The sequence below is a fragment of the Burkholderia sp. Bp9140 genome, from assembly GCF_003853425.1.
GTDB lineage: Bacteria > Pseudomonadota > Gammaproteobacteria > Burkholderiales > Burkholderiaceae > Burkholderia.
Map to the genome: position 1 here is coordinate 21,477 of NZ_QTPQ01000024.1, position 26,951 is coordinate 48,427.

24 protein-coding genes are annotated in these 26,951 nt (G+C 68.8%); 4 read left to right on the forward strand and 20 right to left on the reverse strand.

The window, feature by feature from the left end; genetic code table 11:
* Positions 1-37 precede the first annotated feature (37 nt).
* The 3 genes from DIE21_RS20330 to DIE21_RS20340 form a co-directional block, all read right to left on the reverse strand.
* A complete protein-coding gene (locus DIE21_RS20330) occupies positions 38-3,676 on the reverse strand; it encodes a hydantoinase B/oxoprolinase family protein (RefSeq protein WP_124499403.1) in 3,639 nt (1,212 codons plus the stop codon).
* Positions 3,677-3,795: 119 nt separating this feature from the next.
* Entirely contained in the window at positions 3,796-5,100 is a 1,305-nt protein-coding gene (locus DIE21_RS20335) for an MFS transporter (RefSeq protein WP_124499404.1), read from the reverse strand.
* A gap of 190 nt (positions 5,101-5,290) precedes the next feature.
* Entirely contained in the window at positions 5,291-6,064 is a 774-nt protein-coding gene (locus DIE21_RS20340) for a putative hydro-lyase (protein WP_124499405.1), read from the reverse strand.
* Positions 6,065-6,269: 205 nt separating this feature from the next.
* On the opposite strand from DIE21_RS20340, the gene DIE21_RS20350 reads away from it, so the two are divergent.
* Positions 6,270-7,202 (forward strand): LysR family transcriptional regulator, encoded by a 933-nt coding sequence (locus tag DIE21_RS20350; protein WP_124499407.1) that lies wholly within the window; start codon positions 6,270-6,272, stop codon positions 7,200-7,202.
* 61 nt (positions 7,203-7,263) lie between these two features.
* Here DIE21_RS20350 and DIE21_RS20355 read toward each other — a convergent pair whose 3' ends face one another.
* From DIE21_RS20355 to DIE21_RS37305, 6 genes are all read right to left on the reverse strand, one after another.
* On the reverse strand, positions 7,264-7,590 hold the full coding sequence (locus DIE21_RS20355) for an antibiotic biosynthesis monooxygenase (RefSeq protein WP_124499408.1): 327 nt from the start codon (positions 7,588-7,590) through the stop codon (positions 7,264-7,266).
* 65 nt (positions 7,591-7,655) lie between these two features.
* Positions 7,656-8,651: a YkgJ family cysteine cluster protein gene (locus tag DIE21_RS20360; RefSeq protein ID WP_124499409.1), complete on the reverse strand. Its 996-nt coding sequence runs from the start codon at positions 8,649-8,651 to the stop codon at positions 7,656-7,658.
* Positions 8,645-9,445 carry a MetQ/NlpA family lipoprotein gene (locus tag DIE21_RS20365; RefSeq protein ID WP_260426593.1) on the reverse strand — a complete coding sequence of 267 codons (801 nt, stop codon included), beginning with the start codon at positions 9,443-9,445 and terminating at the stop codon, positions 8,645-8,647. The genes DIE21_RS20360 and DIE21_RS20365 overlap by 7 nt, the downstream gene beginning before the upstream one ends.
* A gap of 5 nt (positions 9,446-9,450) precedes the next feature.
* Positions 9,451-10,500 carry an SUMF1/EgtB/PvdO family nonheme iron enzyme gene (locus DIE21_RS20370; RefSeq protein WP_124499411.1) on the reverse strand — a complete coding sequence of 350 codons (1,050 nt, stop codon included), beginning with the start codon at positions 10,498-10,500 and terminating at the stop codon, positions 9,451-9,453.
* A 10-nt stretch (positions 10,501-10,510) separates the two neighbouring features.
* Complete coding sequence (locus DIE21_RS20375) at positions 10,511-12,460, reverse strand: arylsulfatase (RefSeq protein ID WP_124499412.1); 1,950 nt, start codon at positions 12,458-12,460, stop codon at positions 10,511-10,513.
* A gap of 137 nt (positions 12,461-12,597) precedes the next feature.
* Entirely contained in the window at positions 12,598-12,768 is a 171-nt protein-coding gene (locus DIE21_RS37305) for a hypothetical protein (protein ID WP_185640524.1), read from the reverse strand.
* A 137-nt stretch (positions 12,769-12,905) separates the two neighbouring features.
* Here DIE21_RS37305 and DIE21_RS20380 point away from each other — a divergent pair, with 137 nt between their 5' ends.
* Complete coding sequence (locus tag DIE21_RS20380) at positions 12,906-13,196, forward strand: co-chaperone GroES (RefSeq protein ID WP_034188396.1); 291 nt, start codon at positions 12,906-12,908, stop codon at positions 13,194-13,196.
* Positions 13,197-13,208: 12 nt separating this feature from the next.
* A complete protein-coding gene (gene groL, locus DIE21_RS20385; protein WP_124499413.1) occupies positions 13,209-14,849 on the forward strand; it encodes a chaperonin GroEL in 1,641 nt (546 codons plus the stop codon).
* Positions 14,850-14,958: 109 nt separating this feature from the next.
* Here groL and DIE21_RS20390 read toward each other — a convergent pair whose 3' ends face one another.
* Positions 14,959-16,107, reverse strand: a complete 1,149-nt coding sequence (locus tag DIE21_RS20390) for a porin (RefSeq protein ID WP_124499414.1) — start codon at positions 16,105-16,107, stop codon at positions 14,959-14,961.
* A gap of 230 nt (positions 16,108-16,337) precedes the next feature.
* Between DIE21_RS20390 and DIE21_RS20395 the strand changes: the two genes are divergently transcribed.
* Positions 16,338-16,952 carry a LysE family translocator gene (locus DIE21_RS20395; protein ID WP_124499415.1) on the forward strand — a complete coding sequence of 205 codons (615 nt, stop codon included), beginning with the start codon at positions 16,338-16,340 and terminating at the stop codon, positions 16,950-16,952.
* A gap of 94 nt (positions 16,953-17,046) precedes the next feature.
* Here DIE21_RS20395 and DIE21_RS20400 read toward each other — a convergent pair whose 3' ends face one another.
* From DIE21_RS20400 to DIE21_RS20445, 10 genes are all read right to left on the reverse strand, one after another.
* Positions 17,047-19,059, reverse strand: a complete 2,013-nt coding sequence (locus tag DIE21_RS20400) for a family 2A encapsulin nanocompartment cargo protein cysteine desulfurase (RefSeq protein WP_124499416.1) — start codon at positions 19,057-19,059, stop codon at positions 17,047-17,049.
* Positions 19,034-19,966, reverse strand: coding sequence for a family 2A encapsulin nanocompartment shell protein (locus DIE21_RS20405; RefSeq protein WP_124499417.1), 933 nt, complete (start codon positions 19,964-19,966; stop codon positions 19,034-19,036). The genes DIE21_RS20400 and DIE21_RS20405 overlap by 26 nt, the downstream gene beginning before the upstream one ends.
* A 135-nt stretch (positions 19,967-20,101) precedes the next feature.
* A complete protein-coding gene (locus DIE21_RS20410; protein WP_044849007.1) occupies positions 20,102-20,323 on the reverse strand; it encodes a helix-turn-helix domain-containing protein in 222 nt (73 codons plus the stop codon).
* On the reverse strand, positions 20,320-21,279 hold the full coding sequence (gene epsC, locus DIE21_RS20415) for a serine O-acetyltransferase EpsC (protein ID WP_124499418.1): 960 nt from the start codon (positions 21,277-21,279) through the stop codon (positions 20,320-20,322). The genes DIE21_RS20410 and epsC overlap by 4 nt, the downstream gene beginning before the upstream one ends.
* Positions 21,280-21,307: 28 nt before the next feature.
* Complete coding sequence (locus DIE21_RS20420) at positions 21,308-21,778, reverse strand: rhodanese-like domain-containing protein (protein WP_124499419.1); 471 nt, start codon at positions 21,776-21,778, stop codon at positions 21,308-21,310.
* A 440-nt stretch (positions 21,779-22,218) separates the two neighbouring features.
* Positions 22,219-23,622 carry an amidase family protein gene (locus tag DIE21_RS20425; RefSeq protein WP_124499420.1) on the reverse strand — a complete coding sequence of 468 codons (1,404 nt, stop codon included), beginning with the start codon at positions 23,620-23,622 and terminating at the stop codon, positions 22,219-22,221.
* Positions 23,623-23,695: 73 nt separating this feature from the next.
* Positions 23,696-24,487, reverse strand: coding sequence for an alpha/beta fold hydrolase (locus tag DIE21_RS20430; protein ID WP_124499490.1), 792 nt, complete (start codon positions 24,485-24,487; stop codon positions 23,696-23,698).
* Between the two features lie 82 nt (positions 24,488-24,569).
* Positions 24,570-24,944 carry a DUF4148 domain-containing protein gene (locus DIE21_RS20435; RefSeq protein WP_124499421.1) on the reverse strand — a complete coding sequence of 125 codons (375 nt, stop codon included), beginning with the start codon at positions 24,942-24,944 and terminating at the stop codon, positions 24,570-24,572.
* 278 nt (positions 24,945-25,222) lie between these two features.
* Positions 25,223-25,759: a cytochrome P460 family protein gene (locus tag DIE21_RS20440; RefSeq protein WP_124499422.1), complete on the reverse strand. Its 537-nt coding sequence runs from the start codon at positions 25,757-25,759 to the stop codon at positions 25,223-25,225.
* Positions 25,759-26,802: an alpha/beta fold hydrolase gene (locus DIE21_RS20445; protein WP_124499423.1), complete on the reverse strand. Its 1,044-nt coding sequence runs from the start codon at positions 26,800-26,802 to the stop codon at positions 25,759-25,761. Before DIE21_RS20445 ends, DIE21_RS20440 begins: the two co-directional genes overlap by 1 nt.
* Between the last annotated feature and the right edge of the window lie 149 nt (positions 26,803-26,951).

A 26,951-nucleotide genomic window follows, 5' to 3' on the forward strand; every position in this document is an offset into this window, starting at 1 on the left:
CCGCCGCACCGGTTGCTCGCGCGTTGCGCGGCGCCGCTCAGCCGGCCGCGCCGTAACCGCCGCCGCCCGGCGTCTCGACGACGAACACGTCGCCCGGCGCCATCTGCGCGCGGCCGATATGGTCGAGCGTCTCGACCGTGCCGTCCGCGCGCTCGATGGTGTTGCGGCCGACCGCGCCGGCTTCGCCGCCCGCCGCGCCGAACGGCGCATGGATCCGGTTGTTCGACAGGATCGACGCGGTCATCGGCTCGAGGAAGCGGATCCGCCGCACCGCGCCGTCGCCGCCGCGCCAGCGCCCGCCACCGCCGGAACCCGCGCGCAGCCGGTGCGAGTCGAGCCGCACCGGGTAGCGCCATTCGAGCACCTCCGGGTCGGTCAGCCGCGAGTTCGTCATGTGCGTCTGCACCGCGCCGACGCCCGCGAAACCATCGCCCGCGCCGCTGCCGCCGGCGATGGTCTCGTAGTACTGGACCCTCTCGTTGCCGAATGTGAAGTTATTCATCGTTCCCTGGCTCGACGCGACGCAGCCGAGCGCACCGTACAGCGCATTGGTGATCGCCGACGACGTCTCGACGTTGCCCGACACGACCGCCGCCGGATACTCGGGGTTCAGCATCGAGCGCGCGGGCACGATCACCGTGAGCGGCTTGAGGCAGCCGGCGTTCAGCGGGATGTCGGCGCCGACCAGCGTACGGAACACGTACAACACCGCGGCCATGCAGACGGCCTTCGGCGCATTGAAGTTGTTGTCGAGCTGCGCCGACGTGCCGGTGAAGTCGATCTCCGCACGGCGCGCCGCGCGATCCACGCGAATCGCGACGCGAATCTCGGCGCCGTTGTCGAGCGGATAGCGGTACGCGCCGTCCTGCAGCGCGCCGATCACGCGCCGCACCGCCTCTTCCGCGTTGTCCTGCACGTGCCCCATGAACGCGAGCACGACGTCGCGGCCGAACTGCCCGACCATGCGCCGCAGCTCGTCGACGCCCTTCTGGTTCGCGGCGATCTGCGCGCGCAGGTCGGCCATGTTCTGCTCGACGTTGCGCGCCGGATAGCGGCCCGACGCGAGCAGCGCGCGCGTGTCCGCATCGCGCAGCACGCCGGCCGACACGAGCTGCCAGTTGTCGATCAGCACGCCCTCCTCGTCGATGTGCGTCGAATCGGGCGGCATCGAGCCCGGCGTCGTGCCGCCGATGTCCGCATGGTGGCCGCGCGAGCCGACGTAGAACAGCGGTGTGTCGGAGCCGTCCGCGAACACCGGCGTGATGACGGTAACGTCCGGCAAATGCGTGCCGCCGTGATACGGGTCGTTCAGCATGAACACGTCGCCGTCGCGCATGCGCCCGCGGTTGCGCTCGATCACCGTGCGGATGCTCTCGCCCATCGAGCCGAGGTGCACGGGCATGTGCGGCGCGTTCGCGATCAGGTTGCCGTCGCCGTCGAAGATCGCGCACGAGAAGTCGAGCCGCTCCTTGATGTTCACCGAGTACGCGGTGTTCTGCAGCCGCAGCCCCATCTGCTCGGCGATCGACATGAACAGGTTGTTGAAGATCTCGAGCCGCACCGGATCGGCGTCGGTGCCGAGCGAGCGGCGGGTCGGCAGCGGCGTCGTGCGCGTCAGCACGAGGTTGCCCTGCGCGGTCATCCGCGCGCGCCAGCCGGGTTCGACGACGGTCGTGCCGTTCTTCTCCGCGACGATCGCCGGGCCGTCGATCGTGTCGCCGGCGAGCAGCGTGTCGCGCACGTACAGCGCGGCGTCGTGCCACTGGCCGCCGGAATGGAAACGCACGGCGCTGTGCGCTTGCGGCGCCGCATCATCGTCGCGCGGCGCGAGCGGCGCGACCTCGACCGGCGCATCGGACCGGCCGATCGCCTCGACCGACGCCAGTTCGGCGACCAGCGGCGTGCCGGGCATCAGGAACGCATAACGCTGCCGGTATGCGGCCTCGAACGCCTGCTGCATCGCGGCGACGCTGCCGGCCGGCACGTCGAGCGCGGAATCGGTGCCTTGGTAGCGCAGGTGCACCCGCCGCTCGGTCGCGATGCGTTCCGGCGGCACGCCCTGTTCGAGCAGTGCGCCGACCGCGTCGTCGGTCAGCCGGTCGAGCGCCGCGTTCAGCGCGGGCAGCGACGCGTCGGACAGCACGGCTTCCACCGCGCGCTCGCGCATCGCGGTCTGGTCGGCCAGCCCCATCCCGTAGGCGGACAGCACGCCGGCGAGCGGATGCGCGAACACCTGCGTCATCCCGAGCGCGTCGGCCACGCCGCACGCGTGCTGGCCGCCGGCGCCGCCGAAGGTCGTCAGCACGTAGCGCGACACGTCGTGGCCGCGCTGCACCGAGATCTTCTTGATCGCGTTCGCCATGCTGCCGATCGCGATCTCCAGGAACCCTTCGGCCAGCGCCTCGGGCGTGTCGCGCCGCCCGGTCGCCGCGTGGATCTCGTCGGCGAGCGCCGCGAATTTCGCGGCCACGCCGTCGCGGTCGAGCGGTTCGTCCGCGTGCGGGCCGAACACGCGCGGAAAATGGTCGGGCTGGATCTTGCCGAGCATCACGTTGCAGTCGGTCACCGTCAGCGGGCCGCCGCGCCGGTACGCGGCCGGCCCCGGGTTCGCGCCGGCCGACTCGGGCCCGACGCGCAGCCGTGCGCCGTCGAAGCCGAGCACCGAGCCGCCGCCGGCCGCGACCGTGTGGATGCTCATCATCGGCGCGCGCATCCGCACGCCGGCCACCTGCGTCTCGAACACGCGCTCGAATTCGCCGTGGTAGTGCGACACGTCGGTCGACGTGCCGCCCATGTCGAAGCCGATCACGCGCTCGAAGCCGGCCGCCCGCGCGGCGCGCACCATCCCGACGATGCCGCCGGCCGGGCCGGACAGGATCGCGTCCTTGCCCTGGAACGCATCGGCGCGCGTCAGGCCGCCGCTGCTCTGCATGAACTGCAGGTTCACGCCCGGCATCTCGTGCGCGACCTGCTCGACGTAGCGGCGCAGGATCGGCGACAGGTAGGCGTCGACCACGGTCGTGTCGCCGCGCGACACCATCTTCATCAGCGGCGACACCTCGTGCGACACCGACACCTGCGTGAAGCCGATGCGGCGCGCGAGGTCCGCCAGCGCACGCTCGTGCGCGGTGTAGCGATAGCCGTGGATCAGCACGACGGCCAACGCCTGCACGCCCGAGTCGAACACGCGGCGCAGCGCCGCTTCCGCGCGTTGCAGGTCGAGCGGCACGACGACGTCGCCGTGCGCGCCGATCCGCTCGTCGACCTCGACGACGGTCTCGTACAGCGCATCGGGCAGCACGATGTCGAGATCGAACAGGCGCGGACGATTCTGGTACGCGATGCGCAGCACGTCGCGAAACCCGCGAGTGGTCGCGAGCGCGGTGCGTTCGCCCTTGCGTTCGAGCAGCGCGTTGGTCGCGACCGTCGTGCCCATCTTCACCATGTCGACGCGTTCGGGCGTGATCGGCTCGCCGTCGGCCAGGCCGAGCAGGTGACGGATCCCGGCCACGGCCGCGTCGCGATACTGCTCGGGATTCTCCGACAACAGCTTGTGCGTGACGAGCGAGCCGTCGGGCCGGCGCGCGACGATGTCGGTGAAGGTGCCGCCGCGGTCGATCCAGAATTGCCAGCGCGCGGCGTCGGAGGAAACGGGGAGAGTGTGTCGGTCAGTCATGGCGATGAACTCGATGCGTCGTTGAATCTGAAGACGAGCGCCGCCGCACGGCGCGCATCGCGCGCCGCGTGAGGGCTTCGGTGAACAGGGAGAGAAAAAGGTGGCGGGCAGGCGCCCGCTTACGCGGCGTCGAGTTCGCGGCCGCGGGTTTCAGGCAACGTCAGCGCGGCGACGATCATCACGCCGTAGGCGGCGACCGCGAAGATTCCGATGCTCGCGCCGAGCCCGTATTGCTTGGACAGCGCGCCGATCAGGAACGGGAACAGGGCGCCGACCGCACGGCCCACGTTGTAGCAGAAGCCCTGCCCCGAGCCGCGCACCCGCGTCGGGAACAGCTCGGTGAGGAACGCGCCCATCCCGGAGAAGATGCCCGACGCGAAGAAGCCGAGCGGGAAGCCGAGCCACAGCATCGATGCGTTGGTGAGGTGCAGCGCCGGCGACGTATAGGCGAACGCGATCACCATCGAGCCGAGTGCGAACAGGATGAAGTTCGGCTTGCGGCCGAGGCGGTCGGTCAGGTATGCGCTCGTCAGGTAGCCGACCCACGAGCCGATGATGATGGTCGCGAGATAGCCGCCGGTGCCCATCACGGTCAGGTGCCGCTCGGTCTTCAGGAACGTCGGCAGCCAGGTCGTGATCGCGTAGTAGCCGCCCTGTGCGCCGGTGGTCAGCAGCGCCGCGCGCAGCGTCGTCGACAGCAGCTTCGGCGCGAAGATTTCGGTGAGGCGCGGCGCGTCGGCCACCTTGGCCTGCGTGGCCTTCTCCTTCTCGTAGACGTCCGGTTCCTTCACGTAGCGGCGGATCACGACCACCAGCAGCGCCGGCGCGAGGCCGACGAGGAACAGCGCGCGCCACGCCTGTTCGGCCGGCAGCACGGAGAACAGCAGCGCATACAGCAGCGCCGACAGCCCCCAGCCGATCGCCCAGCCCGACTGCACGAGGCCGACCGCCTTGCCGCGGTCGCGCGCGCGGATCACCTCGCCGATCAGCACCGCGCCGGCCGTCCATTCGCCGCCGAAGCCGAAGCCCATCAGCGCGCGCGCCGCGAGCAGCTGGTGGTAGTTCTGCGCGAGCCCGCACAATGCGGTGAAGACGGCGAACCACAGCACGGTCAGCTGCAGCGTGCGCACGCGGCCGATCCGGTCGGACAGGATGCCCGCGATCCAGCCGCCGAGCGCCGACGCGAGCAGCGTCATCGTGCCGATGAAGCCGGCGTCCGCGAGCGAGATGCCCCAGGTCGCGACGAGCGTCGGGATCACGAAAGACAGCATCTGCGTGTCCATCCCGTCGAGCATGTAGCCGACCTTGCAGCTCCAGAACGCGCGGCGTTCGCGCGGCTGCGCGTCCGCATACCATCCGAACAGGCCGTTGCGTGCGGGGCCCGCGGGATCGGCGGCGGGCGCCGCGAGGGTCTTGCTTTCCATGATGAAGCTCCTGTCGAAAGGTGCGGTCAAAACCGTGTTCGTCGTACGTGCGGTGCGTATCGTGCGTGCGTCGCGATCGCCAGGCCGTGGCTGCACGCCGCCCTCCGGCCGGGCGGATCGTCTGCGGTCGCGGCACGCCGCCGCGACGGAGCCGGACCGGCGGCCGCGCGGGCCGCCGGCGTCGAGCGGGTCAGAACACGGCCAGCGACGCGTTCGTGATGTCGGTCATCAGCATGTAGCCGGGCGTATGCGCGATCGCGAGCGGCAGCTTCGCTTCCATCAGCGCGGTTTGCGGCGTCACGCCGCACGCCCAGAACACCGGCAGCTCGCCGTCGCGCACGGTCACCGCGTCGCCGAAATCGGGCGCGCCGAGATCGGCGATGCCCAGCTCCCGCGGATGGCCGATATGGACCGGCGCGCCGTGCACGCCCGGGAACCGGCTCGTGATCTGCACCGCGCGGATCGCGTCGGCGCCGCGCAGCGGCCGCATCGACACGACCAGCTGGCCGCCGAAGATCCCCGCGCGGCGATTCGGGATCGACGTGCGGTACATCGGCACGTTGCGACCCTCCTCGATGTGGCGCAGCCCGATCCCTTCACGCGCCAGCATGTCCTCGAACGAGAACGAGCAGCCGATCGCGAACACGACGAAATCGTCGCGCCACAGCGCCTCGAGCGATTCGACCCGCTCGGTCAGGCGCCCGTCGCGATACACGTTGTAGCTCGGCACGTCGGTGCGGATGTCGAGATCCTCGCCGAGCACGTCGAGCCGGAACGCGCCCGGTTCGCCGACGCCCAGCAGCGGGCACGCCTTCGGGTTCGCCTGGCAGAAGCGCAGGAAATCGTGCGCGAACGCGCTCGGCAGGATCGCGAGATTCGCTTGCGCGAACGGGCCGCACTGGCCGGCGGTCGGGCTGCGGAACGCGCCGTTGCGTACGGACTGGCGGAATTCGGAAGGCGTCATGGTGGTCGTTGGCAGATCGGTATGTCGTCGGGATGACGCGATTGCGTCAGCGGATACGGCGAAGAATAGAAAAGAAAAAATGTTGTCGCCAACGAGTTTTTTTGCGTCCGGCGTATAGAATTTCTTAACGGATCTTCGGGTTTTCCCCGGTCCCGTTCAATTTTCTTCACCGGCATGCTGCGCGTCCACCGTCCGCCCGCCGCCCATGAACACGCGTTTTCTCGAAACCTTCGTCACGCTCGCGAAGCTGCGCAACTTCCGCACGACGGCCGCCGCGCTGCACGCGACACCGGCCGCGATCTCGCAGCGCCTGAAGGCGCTCGAGGACGAATTGCAGACCGTGCTCGTCGATCGCGACAGCCGCGAGTTCCGGCTCACGCCGAACGGCGAGTACCTGCTCGGCTATGCGAAGGCCGTCGTCGAGGCGACGCACGAGCTGCAGGCCGCCGCGGCCGGCGAAAGCGCGCTGCGCGGCAAGCTGCGGCTCGGCGTGATCGAGACGGTCGTGCACAGCTGGCTGCCGCATTACCTGCGCCGCCTCGCCGCCGACTATCCGCAACTGGAGATCGACCTGACCGTCGACGTCAGCGTCGTGCTGCAGCGCCGGCTGATGGCCGGCGAGCTCGACCTGATCATTCGGGTGGAAGGCAGCGACGAGGCGTCGGTCGTCTGTGATGCGCTCGCGAACTATCCGGTGCGCTGGATCGCGCGTGCGGGGCTGCTGCCGACCACGCGCACGGGCCTCGCGCGGCAGGTGCTGCGCCAGCCGATCCTGACCTACGGGCGAGGCACCGCGCCGCACCGCGCGCTCGAGGACATCGTGCGCACGCTCGCGCATGCACACGGCGTGCCGCTGTCCGAGACGCGCATCACCGGCTCGCCGTCGATCTCGGTGATCGTGCAGCTCGTGCGCGACGGCTTCGGCGTCGCCGCGATTCCGGTGCTGTTCGTCGATGCGCTGATCGCGAGCGGCGAGGTCGTCGAGCTGCCGCTGCAGCCGTCGCCGCCGTCGATCGTCGTGTCGATGTCGCGGCGGGCGGACGCGCCGAAGTTCGTGCACGGCGCGTCGATTGCGGCGCGTGCCGCGTGTCATGAGTACTGCGAGAAGAGCAACCGGTTGCTGGTCGAGGCGCTTTGATGCGGTGCGGGATGCTGAGCGGCTCACGCACGGCGCCTGAAGCGCCCTTTCGGCAATCGGCTTACGCCGGCTGCCCCGCATGCGGCTGCGCGAGCTTGCCGTCGCCATACTCGCGCAGCACCTGCGAGATCACCACGCGATAACCGTCGAGCCAGCGCGCCTGCTTCTCCTTCGCTTCCAGATGCGCGGGATGCTGCATCAGCTGTTGCAGCGCCGCCTCCGATTCCCAGTAGTAGACGTTCTGGATCAGCCCCGCCTCGGCGTTCTCCCACGTCTCCTCACCGAGGTAGCCGGGCGTCGCGCGCGCCATGCCCGCGATCTGGCGGTCGAGCCGGTGAAACGCGTCGTCGTATTGCCCGGCGCGGAAAATGAAGGTCGATGCGTACATGCGCGCTCCATCGGAGACGGTTGAAAGAGCGCCAAGTGTAAGGCACGCGTGGCGGGCCGCCGGCGTCATGCGGTGAGATTGATGGCATCGTGCCGATCGCCGAGCCATGCGTCGATGCGCGGTGCATCGGAGCGGGTGCCCGCCGCAGCTGCCGTTGCGGTCGGCATCGCGGCGAGTACGTGCCGCGCACGTTCGAGTGCCTCTGCGAAGCCGCGCAATTCGCGCGTCGCCGGCCGGTCGTCGAGACGCCGGCGCGCGAGCGCCGCTTCGACGCGCGCATCGATCAACGCGCGCTGCGCGTCGATGAAGTCGATGCACCGTGCGCGGCAATGCGCGGAGACCGATGCGACGGCCAGCAGCACCGGCACGATCGACATCGTCAGGTAGCCGCCGGGTGCAAGCCGCGACAACACCTCGCGCACTTGCGGTCCACCGTCGATCAGCGACGCGAACACGGCGTCGCGCCACACCGCGCGCTCGAACGCGAGCGCATCGCGAAACGCGTCGAGCGCCGCGCGGTCCGCGACCTGTCCGGCCTTCATCAGCGGGATCGTCAACGATGCATCGACCGAGACCGTTTCGTCTCCCGCATCGACGATGCAGTTCGCACCCAGCCACGCTGTCTCGTCGCGCCGCCCGGCCAGCACACGGGACTGCAACCGGTCCGGCAGCATCGGATCGAGCGGCACCGCGCCGCAGATCGACGGCTTGTCCGCATGCACGCTGCAGCGTCCGTCGCCGGCCAGCGCGGGGCAACGGCCGAGCGACGGATAGTCGTAGCCGTGCAGCGTCAGTGCGATCCATTCGTCGCCAGTGCCGCTCGCGCGATGGAACAGCGTGTTCGCGAGCGCATCGGAGGCGGCGACGTCGGCGGCGTCGAACACATGCTCGCGTCCGCCCGTGCGCGATCGTTCGCCGATCCGCCGCTTCGGCACGCGATGGATCGTCAGCGCGCCGACGAAGGTATGTCGATGCCGGAACAGTTCGCGCAACGACAGCGTCGGCGCGCTGTTGCAGCAGCGTCCGCACGCATTGCACGCGAGGCGGTAGTCGTCTACCACGGCCGCCGCACCGAGTCCTGGTAGCGCGTCAGGATGAAATGCGCGACGTCGTCCGAGTGATACGCGGCGACGAGGCGCGCGACCCACGGCTTCGCGCGATCGGCGTCGCGCACGGTCAACACGTTCGCATACGGCGAGCGCGCGTCCTCGAGATTGATGCTGTCGCGCGCCGGCTGAAGCCCCGCGCGCGCGGCGTCCTCGCTGTCGATCGCGACGAACGCCGCCGAGTCGAGCGCCGCATGCAACCGATCGCGGCGCAGCGCGACGAATTTCAGCCCGAGCCGGTTGCCCGTCACGTCGCGCAGCGTCGCATGCAGGCCGGCCTTTTCGCGCAGCGTCACCAGCGTGTCGTTCTGCAGCAGCACGAGCGCGCGTGCCATCCCGCGCGGATCGGCCGGGATCGCGACCGTCGCGCCGGGCTGCAGTGCGTTCAGGCTCCCGAGCTTGCGCGAATAGAGCGCCATCGGCAGCGTGACGGTCGGCGCGACGGCGGCCAGTGCATAACCTTTCGCCGCGCGCGTCGCGGCAAGTCGCTGCGCGTCCTCGAAGCTCGCCGCGTCGATCCTGCCGTCCACGAGCGCGGTATCGATGCGCGACGCATCGTCGAATTCGACGACGTCGACACCCAGCCCGCGCGCGGCGGCGACACGTTTCACCTCGTCGAGGATGTCCGCATGCACGCCGCGCGTCACGCCGACGCGTATCGCCGGCGCGGCGGCGTCGGCGGCAACGGCCCGAGCCGGATGCGCGAGGCCGCACGCAACGATCAGCGCCGCGGCAATGCAAGGTAGCAACGGCTTCAAGACGCGTCCCTCAGGATCGTGCGGAACCCGATATGCGACGCGCCGAGGTCGGCTTCCTGCTGTTCGCGCGACGATGCGCGGTAACGCACGCAGTAATCGCGCGAGCACAGGAACGAGCCGCCCTTGATCACCATCGGCGTATCGTGCCGGCGCGTCGGCGGTGCGACGGCCGCCGTGTCGCCGTTCGTGTGCGACTGATGCGGGCCCGTGTACGCGTCCTTCGTCCATTCCCATGCGTTGCCGATCATGTCGTACAGGCGGAAGCCGTTCGCCGCGTAGCAGCCGACCGGCGCCAGGCCCGCATGACCGTCCTCGGCCGTATCGAGCACCGGGAACGCGCCCTGCCAGTAGTTCGCGGCCGGCTTGCCCCGTGCGTCGCGCGGCGCCGCGTCGAGCGACGCGTCGTCGCGGCCGGCCTTGCCCGCGTATTCCCATTCGGCTTCGGTCGGCAGATCGCGGCCGAGCCAGCGCGCATACGCGAGCGCGTCGCGCTGCGTGACGAGCGTGACCGGCAGGTTGCCGAGCCCGTCGACGCTACTGCCGGGGCCGCGCGGCTGCCGCCACGATGCGCCCTTCACCCAGCTCCACCACGCGAGGTCGCGCGCATTCAACTCGTCGCGCGTCGGCACATGAAACACGGCCGCGCCGCCCTGCTGCTCCGCCTCGGTCACATAGCCGGTCGCCTGCACGAATGCGGCGAACTGCGCGATCGTCACGTCGGTCTGATCGATCCAGAACCCGCCGACGCGCGCCCTGCCGCCGCCGGCCGGCCGCTCGTCCGCGTAGCCGCGCGTGCTGCCGAACACGAACGCGCCGCCGCTCAGGTGCACCATCCCGGCCTTCGGATCGTCACGCCACTTCGCGGGCAGCCCCGAATAGCGCTCGCACTGCCGCTCCGAGCCGAGCGGCGCGAGCGGGCGGCCGCGATTCGCGTCGTCGAAGGCACCGGCCGGCGACGTCGACGGGCTCGCATAGCCGGCCGCGAACGCGGCCGCGAACAGCGTGGCCGCGAGCGCGGCGCCGAGCGTCCAGAAGCGGAACCGCATCGTGCCGTCCTCAGTAGTAGCCGCGCGGACGCAGCGGCTCGACGCCGCCGACGTTGCTCATGTAGGCCTTCCACTGGTCGACCAGCGTGCTGATCACCGACGGGTTCCGGGCGGACACGTCGGTCGTCTCGCCGCGGTCCGCCGCGAGGTCGTACAGCTGCCAGTGACCGTCGAGCGGCCCGAGCGGCGGCTCGGTCCACAACGCCTTCCAGCGACCGTCGGCGCTGCGCAGGTACGCGCGGCCATACGCTTCGTCGCCGAACGGCGCCGTATGCACCTCGCCCGTCGCCGAACCGGTCAGCACCGGCAGCAGCGACTGGCCCGTCACCGGATACACGTAGCGGTTGTTGTAGACGACCTTGCCCTTGTTCTGGTCGACGCCCGTCAGCGTGTTCACGAGCGGCGGTGCCGGCTGCGACGGCGGCGTGACGCCCGCGACCGCGAGGAACGTCGCCGTGTTGTCGGTCACGTGCGTGAACGCGCGCAGCGTCGGCAACTGTCGCGTCTGGCCGGCCAGGCGCACGATCGTCGGCGTCGACACGCCGCCTTCGGCTGCATAGCCCTTGGTCAGGCGGAACGGCGTCGCGCTCACTTCGGCCCAGCGCAGCCCGTATTGCAGCCGCTGCGCGTTCTGCTTGCCGTTGTCGGTGCCGAGCGTCGCGTAGATCGGCTCCTGTCCGTTCGCGGTGTCGGTCGCCGTCGGGTCCGCGCCCGAGTCGATCGGCCAGCCTTCCGCGCCGTTGTCCGACTGGAACATGATGAACGTGTTGTCGTATTCGCCGATGTCCTTCAGGTGCTGGATCAGCAGGCCGATGTTGTAGTCGAGGTTCTCGACCATCCCCGCGTAGATCTCCATGTAGCGCGCCTGTGCCTTGCGCTCGGCCGGGCTCAGGCTCGCCCACAGCTTGTCGACCTTGCCGGTGCCATAGTCGCTGTAGCCGTCGGCCGCCGAATGCACGGCGCTGATGTACTTCGCGTTCGCGGTGCCGTTGTTCGCCGTCGCGGGCGACGCCGACGTCGTTTCGGGCAGGCCGTCGAACGGCCTGAAATCGGCGGGAATCAGGCCGAGCGCCTTCTGCCGTGCGATCCGCGCGTTGCGGATCGCGTCGTAGCCGGCGTCGTACACGCCCGCGTACTTGTGCAGCCACGGGTCCGGCACCTGCAGCGGCCAGTGCGGCGACGTGTACGCCGCGTACGCGAAGAACGGCTTGCCGTCCTGCTTGTTCGAATCGATGTACGAGATCAGCTTCTGCGTATAGAAGTCCGTCGAATAGAACACGGCCGGACTGCCGCCCGCGCCGCCCGGTTGGCCGGGCTGGCCCGGCTGCACGTAGCTGCCGTCTTCCGTGTAGTTCGACGAGCCGGCCGGCTCGTGTGCGAAGTGGTTCGTCGCCGCGCCGCCGAGCAGCACGTAGCTGCGCTCGAAGCCCCACTGGTCCGGCGTCTGTCCGCTGCCCGTCGTGCTGCCGGCGATCCCCGAGCCGATGTGCCACTTGCCCGCGATGTACGTGTGATAGCCGGCGTCCTTCAGCAGTTGCGCGAACGACAGCGCGCGATCGTTCAGGTAGCCCTCGTAGCCGGGCAGGCCGCGCCGCTCGTCGGTCGGCACGCCCATCGTGCCTTCGCCTATCAGATGGTGATCGGTGCCCGAGATCAGCATCGCGCGCGTGATCGCGCATACGGTGCCGGTGTGGTGGTTCGACAGGATGCGGCCCGACGCGACGAGCGCGTCGAGGTTCGGCGTGTTGATCTCGCCGCCGAATGCATGGATGTCGGAATAGCCGAGATCGTCGGCCATGATGTACAGGATGTTCGGGCGCTTGGCCGCGGGCGTCGCATTGGCCTGCGGCGGCGGATCGCTGTCGACGCCGCCGCACGACGCAAGCGACAGCGCGCCGGCGATCGCGGCGCAGACCACACGAAAACGGAAAGCATGCAACGGCGCGGCGGACTTTTTCATTGTTGTGAACGCTCGATCTACGGGAGCGGCGATCTTAGCGTCGCCCGCGCGGCGCCCAAAGTCGGATTCGTCACATGCTAACGGGGAGGGGGAATATGCGGCGCGCGCGGTCAACCGGCACGCCGCGCGGCGATCATTCAACAGCGCATCACCCGATACGGATCAGCCGGCCAAATCGCGAAAAACAGCGGCGGCACGCGCAACACCCCGCCGTATCGCACCATCGCGAGCAGCAACGAGATCGCGACGAGCGGAGCGTGCGATGTCGAAATCATGCGCTCCGGCTTTGCGACGACGCTCGCCTGCACCGCCCATCCATAGCGCATCCACGCGAATGCTTTTCCGAATCCGTTATTGGATCGCGCAGCCGCCCGTTTTTATACTCGTCAGCACGCTCTAATGACGAGTGCCAACCAATTTCGACGCAACAGAACAGGACGGACAGATGAGCCTACGCCCCTTGCACGACCGGGTCATCGTGAAGCGACTCGACCAGGAAACCACCACCGCCTCGGGCATCGTGATCCCCGACAGCGCCGCCGAAAAGCCCGACCAGGGCGAAGTGATCGCCGTCGGCCCCGGCCGCAAGGACGCGGACGGCCAGCGCATCGTGCCCGACCTGCAGATCGGCGAACGCGTGCTGTTCGGCAAGTACGCAGGCCAGGCCGTCAAGGTGGACGGCAACGAATTCCTCGTGCTGCGCGAGGAAGACATCGTCGCGGTCGTCAATCAATAACGGAGTGCAATCATGGCATCGAAGGAAATCATTTTCAGCGACGTCGCGCGTGCGAAGCTGACCGAAGGCGTCAACATTCTCGCGAACGCGGTAAAGGTCACGCTCGGGCCGAAGGGCCGCAACGTCGTGCTCGAACGCAGCTTCGGCGCGCCCGTCGTCACCAAGGACGGCGTGTCGGTCGCGAAGGAAATCGAACTCGCGGACAAGCTGCAGAACATCGGCGCGCAGCTCGTGAAGGAAGTCGCATCGCGCACCAGCGATGCCGCCGGCGACGGCACGACGACGGCCACCGTGCTCGCTCAGGCGATCGTGCGCGAAGGCCAGAAATACGTCGCGGCCGGGCTCAATCCGCTCGACCTGAAGCGCGGGATCGACAAGGCCGTGGCAGCGGCCGTGGACGAGCTGAAGAAGATCAGCAAGCCGACCACCACCAGCAAGGAAATCGCGCAGGTCGCGACGATCTCCGCGAACGGCGAGGAGTCGATCGGCCAGCGCATCGCCGAGGCGATCGACCGTGTCGGCAAGGAAGGCGTGATCACCGTCGAGGACGGCAAGTCGCTCGCCGACGAGCTCGACGTCGTCGAAGGGCTGCAGTTCGATCGCGGCTACCTGTCGCCGTACTTCATCAACAACCCCGACAAGCAGATCGCCGAGATCGAGAACCCGTACATCCTGCTGCACGACAAGAAGATCTCGAACATCCGCGACCTGCTGCCGGTGCTCGAACAGGTCGCGAAATCGGGCCGGCCGCTCCTGATCATCGCGGAGGACGTCGAGGGCGAAGCGCTCGCGACACTGGTCGTGAACAACATTCGCGGCATCCTGAAGACGGTCGCGGTGAAGGCGCCGGGCTTCGGCGATCGCCGCAAGGCACTGCTGGAAGACATCGCGATCCTGACCGGCGGGCAAGTCGTCGCCGAGGAAACGGGCCTCACGCTCGAGAAGGCGACGCTGGCAGAACTGGGCCAGGCGAAGCGCATCGAGGTCGGCAAGGAAAACACGACCGTGATCGACGGCGCGGGCGACGCGAAGAACATCGAGGCGCGCGTGAAGCAGATCCGCGTGCAGATCGAAGAGGCCACCTCCGACTACGATCGTGAGAAGCTGCAGGAGCGCGTGGCCAAGCTTGCGGGCGGCGTCGCGGTGATCAAGGTCGGCGGCGCGACCGAGATCGAGGTGAAGGAGAAGAAGGACCGCGTCGACGACGCGCTGCACGCGACGCGCGCGGCCGTCGAGGAAGGCATCGTGCCGGGCGGCGGCGTCGCGCTGATCCGCGTGCGGCAGGCAATTCGCGAACTCGAGGGCGCGAATGCCGACCAGCACGCGGGCATCAAGATCGTGCTGCGCGCGCTCGAGGAACCGCTGCGCCAGATCGTCACGAATGCGGGCGAGGAAGCGAGCGTGGTCGTCGCGAAGGTCGCGGAAGGTGCGGGCAACTTCGGCTACAACGCGCAAACGGGCGAATACGGCGACCTCGTCGAATCGGGCGTGCTCGATCCGACCAAGGTTACGCGCACCGCGCTGCAGAACGCGGCGTCGGTCGCGGGGCTGCTGCTGACGACCGATGCGACCGTGTTCGAGGCGCCGAAGGATGCGGCGCCGGCCGCGGTGCCGGGCGGCCCGGGCGCGGGCGGGCCGGGGTTCGATTTCTGACGCCGGTCGAGGTGGCCGCCCGAGCCGGGCGGCTGCATGCCTTACCCACGACGCGTGGCGGCAGCGGCCGCCACGCGTCTGTTGTTCGCGGTCGGCGCGCGAGCCGCCGTCAGAACATCTGGCGCAGGCCGATCGCGGCCCCGACGTTGTTGGTCCTGCCGATCTGGTCGACCTTGCCCGTGAGCGGGTTGGTCACACCCGGATAGTCGGCCGCGAACGCCCCGTTGCCGCGTGCGAAATCGACCGTGCCGTATACCTCGGTGTGCTTCGACAGCGCGTATTCGGCCAGTACGGTCGCCGAATAGTTGATCCCGGAGCCGAGCGTGCCGTCGAGCCGCTGCGCGTTGCGCGCGTGGCCGTAATAGCCGGCCACCGTGATCAGCAACGGCGCGGTGGCCTGCCAGTTCGCGCCGACGTAGAACGTATCGTCGATCCGGTTCGGGCTGCCGCCGCCCAGCACCGGCGCGCCGGCCTGCTGCATGTTGAAGTCCGTCGTGCCCGTCTTGTCCTGCCCGTGCAACCAGCCGGCCAGCAGGCGCACGGACGGCGTGACCTGATACGCACCGCTCACGTGCAGGAAGTTCACCTTCGCGCCGTTGCGCGCACTGCCGTTCACGGACGATACCGAGGTCTGCTGGAAGCCGGCGTCGATCGATGCGGGCCCTCGCGCGTAGGTCAGCTCCACGCCGTACGTGCTGTCGAGGCCCATCGCGCCGGCATGATTGCCGAACCCGTAGATCGCATCGACGCTGAATCCGTTGTACGAGAACTTGTATTTCACGGAGTTCGGCACGGTCAGGTAGTTGCCGATGCCGTTGTACGCCCAGCTGTCCTGCCAGTAGTCGCCGACGGTCATCGGGTCGAATACGTCGCCCATCGTGTCGTACAGCGGCGCGTACTGATTGCCGAACGTCAGCGTGCCGTACCGGTCGCTCGACAGGCCGACGTATGCCTGCCGGCTGAACAGCGTGTTCGCGACGTGCAGCTTGCCGTCGCCGAGCTCGAAACCGTTCTCGAGACGGAAGACCGCCGACAGCCCGCCGCCGAGCGCCTCGCTGCCGCGCAAGCCCCAGCGGCTGTGCGTTTCCGGGCCGACCGTCATCCCGACCAGGTCCTTGCCGTCGGGACCGGCGTTCGTCTGATAACGGAGCGCCGTATCGACGAGGCCATACAACGTGACGGCGCTCTGCGCGCACGCGGACGATGCTGCCATGGCGAGAACGGCGCCGATACCACCGGCGACGGCGATGCGTGTCATGAAAAGCCTCCCTGAGCGATTGATTTTGTAAGCAGTCCGACAGCATTCGCCGGCGGATGCCGGTACTGCGACCGGGAGAATAATCGGCCATATGCGCGGCACCTATTGCCGCTTCCGGATTGGACCTTTCCAGCATCGTCAACAATCGCGGTCGCGGTCGCGGCCGTGCCGCGTCCGGCGCGTCGCGCTCGGGTAAGATGAAAGCCCCTCCCGCTTCGCCGCCCACCGCCATGTCGACCACCCTCACCGCCCTGCTGCCGCTCGCCGGCGTCCTGCTGCTCAGCGTGGCCAGCCCCGGCCCGAACTTCGTGATCGTCACGTCGACCGCGGTCGCGCAGCGCCGCGCCGGCGTGATGACCGGGCTCGGCCTCGCCGCTGCATCGGGCACCTGGGCCGCGATCGCGATTGCCGGACTCGGCCTGCTCGTGACCCATGTCGCCTGGGTGCACACCGCGCTGCGGCTGGCGGGCGCCACCTACCTGATCTGGCTCGGCCTGAAAATGGTGCTGACCGCGCGCAAGCCGCTGCACGTTGCCGCACCGGCCGCGTCGTCCGGCTGGCACGCCGCGAAGAAAGGTTATGTGGTCAGCATGACGAACCCGAAAGCCGTCGCGTTCTACGGCAGTATCTTCGCGCTGATGGTGCCGGCCCACGCACCGGCCTGGTTCGATCTCACGGTCGTCGCGCTGTCGATCGGGATTTCGGGCGCGTGGTACTGCGCGATGGCGCTGCTCGCGTCGCACCCGTCGGTGCGCCGGTTGCTGATTCGACGCAAGGCCGTGCTCGATACGACGGCCGGATTGCTGCTGATGGGGCTCGGCGGAAGGATGCTGGCCGGGCGTTGATTCACATCACGTCCGCTCCGGCATCGACAAAAAAGGCCGCTTGCGACACCCCGTTTCCGGGGGCCGCAAGCGGCCTTGCGTTAGGCTGCGAGCATCAGCGCCGCGCCGCCAGCCTTCTCACGACACTCACCAGCGCGTCGACTTCATCGCACGTGTTGTAGAACGCCAGCGACGGCCGCACCGTCGCTTCGAGCCCGAAGCGCCGCAGGATCGGCTGCGCGCAGTGATGCCCGGAGCGCACCGCGATGCCCTCCTCGTTCAGCGCCTGCCCGACTTCCTCCGTCTCATAGCCCTTCAGCACGAACGACAGCACGCTCGCCTTGTCGCGCGCGGTGCCGACGAGCCGCACGCCCGGCACCGGCGCGAGCACGCTCGTCGCATACGCGAGCAGATCGTGTTCGTAGCGCGCGATGTTCTCGATGCCGACCCGGCTCACGTAATCGAGCGCCGCGCCCAGCCCCACCGCATCCGCGATGTTGCCGGTGCCGGCCTCGAAGCGGTTCGGCGGCGGCTGGAACACCGTGCGCTCGAACGTCACGTCCGCGATCATGTTGCCGCCGCCCTGCCAGGGCGGCATGTCGTCGAGGATCGCGCGCTTGCCGTACACGACGCCGATCCCGGTCGGCCCGTAGATCTTGTGCCCGGAGAACACGAAGAAATCCGCATCGAGCGCCTGCACGTCGACGCGCAGGTGCGAGATCGACTGCGCGCCGTCGACGAGCGCCTTCGCGCCCGCGCGATGCGCCAACTCGACGATCTCCTTCACCGGCACGACCGTGCCGAGCGCATTCGACACCTGCGTGACGGACACGATCTTCGTGCGATCGTTGAGCAGCTTCCGGTATTCGTCGAGCAGCACCTGCCCCGAATCGTCGACCGGAATCACGCGCAGCGTCGCGCCCTTGAGCGCGGCAAGCTGCTGCCACGGCACGATGTTCGCGTGATGCTCGAGATGCGACACGACGATCTCGTCGCCTTCGCCGACGTTCTGCACGCCCCACGTCTTCGCGATCAGGTTGATCGCCTCGGTGGTGCCGCGCACGAACACGATCTCCTCCGGCGAAGACGCGCCGATGAAGCGCCGCACGGTGTCGCGCGCATGCTCGTACGCATCCGTCGCGCGGCCCGCCAGCGCATGCGCGGCGCGGTGGATGTTGGAGTTCTCGTGCGCATAGAAATAGGCGAGACGGTCGATCACGGCCTGCGGCTTGTGCGTGGTCGCCGCGTTGTCGAACCAGACGAGCTGCTTGCCGTTCACGCGCTCCTGCAGGATCGGGAAGTCGCGGCGGATCGCATTCACGTCGAACGGCGGGTGCGCGCCGCGATGCAGGGTGCCCTGCGGCTCGGCTGCCTTCGCATCGTCGATGAAGTAACGCGGCACGTCCGCGCTCGATGCACGCGACACCGGCACGTCGCGATGCACGGCGAGCAACTCGCGGAGCGCGTCGTCGCCCGGCAGCCCGAACGCTTCCGGCGATGCGAAGCCGTTCGACGGCACGACGATGTCCTGCGGCGTCGCCTGCCAGCCCTGCAGCGAGCCGTCGGTGAAGTAATACGGCGACGCGGCCGGCGCGGCCTTCACCGCGCTCTCCGACACCGCCGCATTCGCCTGCGGCACGCCGAGTGCCGCACCGCCGACGCGCGGCTCGAACGCGGGCGCGATCGACACCGCATTGTCGGGCAGCCCGTTCTGCGCGGCCGCATGCGGCGCGAGCGCCGGCACGCGGTTGCCCAGCGACAGCACGTGCGTCGGCGCGGACGGCGCGAGGTTCGCGCCGGGCGCCTTGCCTTGCGGCAATGCAAGCCCCGGCACGCCGGTGCCCGTGCCGCCGGGCCCCGCGAGCGGCGAGCCGGCCGGCGCCGGATTGCTCACCGACGCGAGAATCGGTGCCGCCGCCGGCAACGCCGACGGCACGCCGCCGACCGCCCCGCTACCCGCCGACAGCCCGGGCGCGGTGGCCTGCCCGGGCGGCGTCGCGAAGAACTCGGACGCGAGCCGCGCAAGCGCCGCCGGATCGGGCAGGCCGGCCGGCAGCGGTGCGTGCGGCAACGCGAGCGCGTCGCTGCCGGTCGAGGCGGGATTAACGGTAGGTGTCGGGATAGTCATGGTACTTGGCGATTTCGACATCATCGAGGACAGCCAGCGCATCCGGCGAGTGGACCGCGAGCGAGCAGTACAGCGAGATCAGGTACGACGCGATCGCCTGGTCGTTGATCCCCATGAAGCGCACCGACAGACCCGGCCCCTGCTCGCCCGCGACGCCCGGCTGATAGAGCCCGACGACACCCTGGCGCTTGTCGCCGACACGCAGCAGCAGGATCTTGGTCTTGCCGTCCGCGACGGGCACCTTGTCCGACGGGATCAGCGGAATGCCGCGCCACGTGAGGAACTGCGAGCCGAACAGGCTGACCGTCGGCGGCGGCACGCCGCGCCGCGTGCATTCGCGGCCGAATGCGGCGATCGCGAGCGGGTGCGCGAGGAAGAACGCCGGCTCCTTCCACACCTTGGTCAGCAGCTCGTCGAGATCGTCGGGCGTCGGCGCACCGGTCAGCGGAAAGATCCGCTGTTCGTCGGCCACGTTCGCGAGCAGCCCGTAGTCCGGGTTGTTGATCAGCTGGCTTTCCTGCAGCTCCTTGATCGTCTCGATCGTCAGGCGCAGCTGTTCCTTGATCTGGTCATGAGGACTGCTGTAGAGATCGGAGATCCGCGTATGCACGTCGAGCACCGTGCTCACCGCGTTCAGGAAATACTCGCGCGGCTGTTCCTCGTACGGCACGAAGGTCCGCGGCAGCACGCTTTCGTCCTCGAGCTGCGTGCAGGCGGCACGCACGGCTTCCGGGTTCTTCACCTGGTTCAGGCGATAGATGCCGGCCTCGACCGGCACCCACTGCAGCAGATGGGTCAGCCAGCGCGGCGTAATCGTGGAAAGCTGCGGGACGGTCTTGGTAGCATTCGCTAGTTGGCGGGCGGCGTGATCGCTCAGCGCGGCCGTGCCGCTTGCAACGGTCGACATGTGTGGCTCCGGATTCTTAAGATGAAAAACGGGATTGCTTATGACGCGGGGTGATTATCGGAAGCACGCACCTGCCGGCTCAACATGCTATAGCCGTCACGCGGCACAACCGAACGGGAAAAGAAGCGGGATACGTCAGGCGACGGACACGCCGGGCAACAGCGTCGAGATCGACACGTCGAACGCGCGCGCGATCTTGTCGGCGGTGACGATCGACGCGATCGCCTCGCCGCGCTCGATCTCGCCGACGTACGAGCGGTTCAACCCCGCGTGTTCCGCGAGCTGCTCCTGCGACCACGTACGCGCTTCGCGCAGCTTGCGCACGTTGGCGCCGAAGTGCTGGATCAGGTCGCTCACGTCGCCACCTGTGCGTCGGGCACCGGCTCGGCCGGCTCGACCCGCGTGCTCGGCGCGGCATTCGCTTCGCTGCGCAACACGGCCTGCGTGACGTTCGCGCCGGCCGGCACGTCCTGCGTGAGCCATACGTTGCCGCCGATCACCGCGCCGCGGCCGATCGTCACGCGGCCGAGGATCGTTGCGCCTGCATAGATCACGACGTCGTCCTCGACGATCGGATGGCGTGCGAGCCCCTTCTCCAGATGGCCGGCCGCATCGCGCGGGAAGCGCTTCGCGCCGAGCGTGACGGCCTGGTACACGCGCACGCGCTCGCCGATGATCGCGGTCTCGCCGATCACGACACCCGTGCCATGGTCGATGAAGAAGCCGCCGCCGATGCGCGCGCCCGGATGAATGTCGATCCCGGTTTCCGCGTGCGCCTGCTCCGCGACGATCCGCGCGAGCAGCGGCAACCCGAGCCGGTACAGCTCGTGCGCGAGCCGGTGGTGGATCATCGCGAGGATGCCGGGATAGCACAGCAGCACTTCGTCGACGCTGCCGGCTGCCGGATCGCCATGGAACGCGGCCAGCACGTCGCTGTCGAGCAGCCGGCGAATGTCGGGCAGGCGTGCGGCGAACGCCTGCACGGCGGTCGACGCGGCTTCGTCGATCCGCGCGTCGGCGTTGCGTTGCCGCGCCGCGTAGCGCAGCTCGAGCGTCACCTGCGCGAGCAGCGCGTTCAGCGCCGCGTCGAGCGCGTGGGCCACATGGAAGTTCTCGCTCTCCTGCCGCAGGTCGGGCGGCCCGAGCCGCATCGGGAACAGCACGCCTTTCAGCGCGCCGATGATCTGTGCGAGCGCCTCGCGCGCCGGCAGGTCGCGCCCGCCCGGTTCGAGCGAGCGCCGCTGTTTCTCGCGCCATGCGCGGCGCACGGTCTGGAGCGACTGAACGATGTCGTCGATATCGAATGCGGCCATGCTGACTTCTCCCCGTAACGGCCGTGACTCAGTCCTGCGCCCACGGCAGGCCGCGATGGCGCCAGCCGTTGCAGCCGCCGCGGTGCTGCTGTTCGTCGAGTTCGCCCTCGAACCCTTCGAGTACGTTGAATACCTGCGTGAAGCCACCCTTGGTCGCGGCTTCAGCCGCCTGCGCGGAACGGTTGCCGCTGCGGCAGAGCAGCAGCACGACCGCGTCCTTGCCGGTCTTCGCTTCGAGTTCGCGCACGAAGCGCGGGTTGCGCGTCAGGCTCGTGCCGGTCGCCCACGCCACGTGCAGCGACGCCGGCACGTGCCCGACGAATTTCCGTTCTTCCGCGGTGCGCACGTCGACCAGCAATGCGTCGCCCGCCGAAACCAATGCCCATGCGGCTTCCGGTGCCACGCCGCCCGCGTAGGGCGTACCCGCCGATACGGCCGCCGCGCGGGCGTCTTCGAGCGCCTGCCGGGCGTCGGTTCGTTCTTCCAATGCAAACGTCATCACGCTTCCTTGTTCTCGCAGATTCGTATGATCAACAACGCCGGGAATGCGGCCGGTGCAGCTTGCGTGCTGTCTATAGCCGTCAGCCCCACTATGCGAGCACGGTCGGGGAAGCAGAACCAATAAAAATTCATTTCCAAATCAGCGGCGCGTGAATTGCAATAGCAGAGGCGCGCTATTGGTGCGGGTTCGTGCGGGGGATGTGGAACGACGGCCGTTCGATGTCATGCATCGAAGGTTGTTGAAAGGATTGGCGGCTGCGAAGTCAGCAACGGTGCGGGACGCGACGCGCTGCACGTCGTGATGGAATCCGAAGCGGAATCGTGCGCCGGGCGGGATGACGCGCGCTTTGATGAAGCGATGATTCGGCGATTCGGCGATTCGATGAACAACAACCGACGGGCGCGGTGCATCGCCGACACACCACGCCCGTCACCGCATCAAACGACAGGATCGACCGCCGCGATCGGCACGCCACGCGCCTCGATATCGCGCCCGGCCAGCAAACACAGATCCTCGCGATGATGCGCGGCGACCACCTGCACGCCTACCGGCACGTTATCGACGAGCCCCGTCGTCACCGCGAGCCCCGGCAACCCCATCGCCGGCAGCGCACGCAGCGTGAGCTGCGCTTCCCATACCCGCTCGAACCCTCCCGGTCCCTGCCGATCGAGATCATCAGGAAACGGCAGTTCCGACGACACGGGCAGCAGCAACACCGCGTATTCATCGAGAAAGAGCCGCCACTGCCGCGTCAGCGTCGTGCGCCGCACGAGCGCGCGGCTGATCACGTCGGCCGGCAGATCGCGCACCTTGCCGCGCACGGCGGCGATCACCGCGGCCGCGCCCGGATCGCCGTCGCTCGCGACCGCGTTCGCCAATGCGTCGAATCCGTCGCCAAGCCAGAGCTGCTCCTGCAACAGTGCAGCCTCGCGCATCGGCGGCGTATCGTCGATTTCATCGACGGTCCAGCCCGCGTCGACGAGCCGGCGCGCGGCATCGCGCAACGCGGCCTCGACTTCGGGCACGACCTGCAGGCCGCCCGGACGCACGCACAGCGCCGCACGCTTCGGCACCGCCCGGCCTTCGATCGGCACCGGCACGTGCCACGGATCGCGCGGGTCCGGCGCGGCGAGCGCACGCAGCGCCAGCGCGAGATCGTCGATCGTGCGTGCGATCGGCCCCGTCGTCGACATCAGTTGCGCGCCGATCGCACGCTCGGGCGACGACGCGTTGAACGCCGGCACGCGTCCGAGCGACGGGCGGATCCCGTGCACACCGCACGCATAGGCCGGGTAACGCACCGAGCCGCCGATGTCGGTGCCGACCGCGATCGGGCCGATCCCGGCGGCCACGGCAGCCGCCGCGCCGCCGCTCGAGCCGCCCGGCGTCAGCGACCGATGGCGCGGATTGACCGTATGGCCGTGCACGCGATTCGACGTGAACCAGCGCAAGGCGAACGTCGGCGAATTGCTGCGGCCGAGCAGCACCGCGCCGGCCTTTCTCAGGTTCGAGACCGACGGGCTGTCGGCGCGCGCGATCAGGTGTTCCTGCAGCCGCGTGCCGTTGGTCGTCGCGAATTCCGCGACGTCGACGTTGATCTTCACGGTCACGGGCACGCCGGCGAGCGGGCCCGGATCGTCGCCGCGCGCGATCGTGCGATCGATTTCGTCGGCCTGCCGCCGCACGTCGTCGGGGCGATGCTCGACCACCGCGTTGATCGCCGGGTTCACCGCTTCGAGGCGGGCCAGGGCCGCGTCCGCCACTTCCCGCGCGGACACTTCACGTTGCCGCACCCGCTTCGCGATTTCGGTCGCCGACAGTTGCCAGAGTTGCTGCGTCATGACATCTCCTCGTGAAAGGACATCACAATCACCGACGGCGCCGCGCGTCACCCGCATCGCGGCGCCGCATCACTCACTGCGCATCCTGCTTCGCCCGTTCCGCGGCCGCGATGATCGCGTCGGCCACGGCCTTCGGCTGGCTCAGCATCGCGACGTGGCTGCCGTTCACGTGCGTGACCGTCGCGCCGATCCGCTTCGCCATCGCCTCCTGCAGCTTCGGATCGATCATCCGGTCCTGCGTCGCGACGACGAACGACGACGGCTTCGCATGCCACGCCGCCTGCGTGACCTTCTCCGAAATGCAGCCACCGTACCACGGCCCTTGCGTCGCCGCGACGACGCGCTGCTGCGCGGGCGGCAGGTCCGGCGCGAAATCCTGCGCGATCGCCTTGTCCGACAGCGTCGCGAAGCCGCCCGCGTCCTTGCGCAGCTCGCCGGCCCACGCCGGCGCCGGCAGCCCCTGCGTGACGTCGGCGATCGACTGGCCGTTGTCCGGCGCGAAGGCGGCGACGTAGACGAGCGACTTCACCTTGTCGTCGTTGCCCGCATCGCTGATCACGACACCGGCCCACGAATGGCCTACCAGCACGACGGGCCCCTTCTGCTCGTCGATCGCGCGCTTGGTCGCGGCTGCGTCGTCCGCGAGCGAGCTCAGCGGGTTCTGCACCGACACGACATGCAGGCCGCGCGCCTCGAGTAGCGGAATCACGCGATTCCAGCTCGACCCGTCGGCGAACGCACCGTGCACCAGCACGACGTTCGTCCCCTTCAGGTCCTCCTTCGGCGCCGCCTGCGCCGCTACCGCACCGAACAGCCCGCCGAGCACCGCCGCGGACACCAGAACCCGTTTCGTCAAACCGACCATCGTCATGCTCCTTTCCATCGTGTTGTTCATGTGAGGTGTTTCTGATACGGCCGCGCCTGCGCGCGGCAGGCGCGGCAACGGATCACGAATGCGCGTACAGATCGTCGGCGTCCGTGCGTGCCTTTCGTGTGTTTCCTGCGTTCCGTGCAGCGTGCGTGTCGGCCACGGCGTAGCGGGCGGCCGGCGTCGACGCGGCGGCGACGTTGTCGCCCTGCGACTTCGACGGGCCGTTCTGGTCGGAACGCGCGACCTGCTGCGCAGCGGCGACGGCGTTCTCCGCGGCAGCGATATCGTCCGGGTAATTGGCTTCGCTGCTCGCCGGGCGGTAGCCGGCCTTCTCGAGCCGGACGAGGTCGGCGCGCACTTCGGCGCGCGTGAGGCCGTGGCCGGTGTCGGCGAACGACAATGCGGGGATGGCGGCGAGGACGGCAACGGCGAGGATTCGAGCGGCTTTCATGTGTGTTCTCCTTGAAGGAAGTGGGTCTTTCGATCGTTCGGTATCCGATCCAGATGTCTGGCATCGAACGTTTCCTGCATGTCGACAGTAGAACCCGCTCACGTATCCGGCATGTTTCCGAAACCGGGGCTTTCTGCGTGCCAGTTTTTCAGGAGCGGCCGCAGATACAGTGCGATACAACCCCGCGCGCCGCTCCGTTGCCCGTCACCCGCGCACTACGAAAAAAGGCGTGCCTCGCGCGGCACGCCTTTCCGTCAGGCCGATCCCGTCAAGTCAAGTCAAGGCGCCAGCCGCGTGAACACGAAGTCGTGATTCTTCACGCGCGCCTGGTGACACGCAAAGCAAGTCTGGTGCTGACCGATATCGGCCGGCACGCCGTTGATGAAACGCCCGAAGCCCCAGCCGCCCGTCGACGCGTAGCGACGCGAATCCTTGACCATCACCTGCACGGTCGTCGCCTGTCCCGGCACCGTCGCCGGCGGGAACTCGTCCGACTGCTTGCGCTTGTACGCGAGCTTCACGAGGATCGTGCCGTCCGGAAACGGCAGCGTCGACTTTTCCAGCGCGCGGATCGCGACGGGGTTGCCGAGCACCACGCGCAATTCGTCCAGCGGCGCCGCCTCCTCGGCCGGCGCGACCATTTCCCACTTCCGGTAGCCGGGCGGGATCGTCACGCCGTAGATCGGCGACGCGGCCGGTTTCGGCTGCTCCGCGAACGCGGCCGGACCGCTCGCCGACAACGCGCCGGCCAGCAGCACGGCCGCGACGAGCACATGGCGCGCGCTGCGCCGTACAACGACAGTATTCGCCCGCATCACAGATGCTCCACTTGCTGGATCGCATCGGCGAACGCCTGCGGCGCTTCCTGCGGCAGGTTGTGGCCGATGCCGCCGGTGATCGTGCGGTGCTGGTACTTGCCGGTGAACTTCTTCGCATACGCGGCCGGTTGCGGGTGCGGCGCGCCGTTCGCATCGCCTTCCATCGTGATCGTCGGCACGGTGATGGCCGGGCCCGCCGCAAGCCGCCGCTCGATGTCGTCGTATTTCGCTTCGCCCTGCGCGAGACCGAGACGCCAGCGATAGTTGTGGATCACGACGGCCACGTGGTCGGGGTTCTGGAACGATGCGGCGCTGCGCGCAAAGGTCTCGTCGGAGAACTGCCACTTCGGCGACGCGAGCTGCCAGATCAGCTTGTTGAACGCATCGCGATTTTCCGCGTAGCCGAGCGCGCCGCGCTCGGTCGAGAAGTAGAACTGATACCACCACTGAAGCTCGGCCTTCGGCGGCAGCGGCTTGCTGTTCGCCTGCTGGCTGCCGATCAGGTAGCCGCTCACCGACACCAGCGCCTTCACGCGCTGCGGCCACAGCGCCGCGATGACGTCGGCCGTGCGCGCACCCCAGTCGTAGCCGCCGAACACCGCACTGTCGATCTTCAGCGCGTCCATCAGCGCGACGATGTCGACGGCTGTCACCGCCTGCTGGCCGTTACGCACCGTGTCGGCCGAGCGGAACGTCGTCGACCCGTAACCGCGCAGGTACGGCACGATCACGCGATAGCCGGCCGCCGTCAGCAGCGGCGCGACTTCCGCGTAGCTGTAGATGTCGTACGGCCAGCCGTGCAGCAGGAACACGACGGGGCCGTTCTTCGGCCCGAGGTCCGCATACCCGACGTTGAGCACGCCCGCGTCGATCTGGTGGATCCTGCCCAGCGACGCCGCGCCGGCCGCGCCCTTCGCCGTCGACGCATCGGGCGCCGGCTGCGCTTGCGCCAGCGAGCCGAACCCGAGGTCGGCGAGGCTCAGGCTGGCGAGCGTCGTACCCAGGATCAGGCGGCGGCGGGTGTTCACGGTATCAGGCATGACTCGTTCTCCATTGTCGATCGCTAAGGAAGGGGCCCGCGGCACGTGCGGGCGCTCCGGTATCGCCGTTCACGCCGGCGGCGCATGGCACCGCGCCGCCGTGTGAATCGCTTCACCGGCTTTATATCCGAACCCTCCGGATGCTTTGT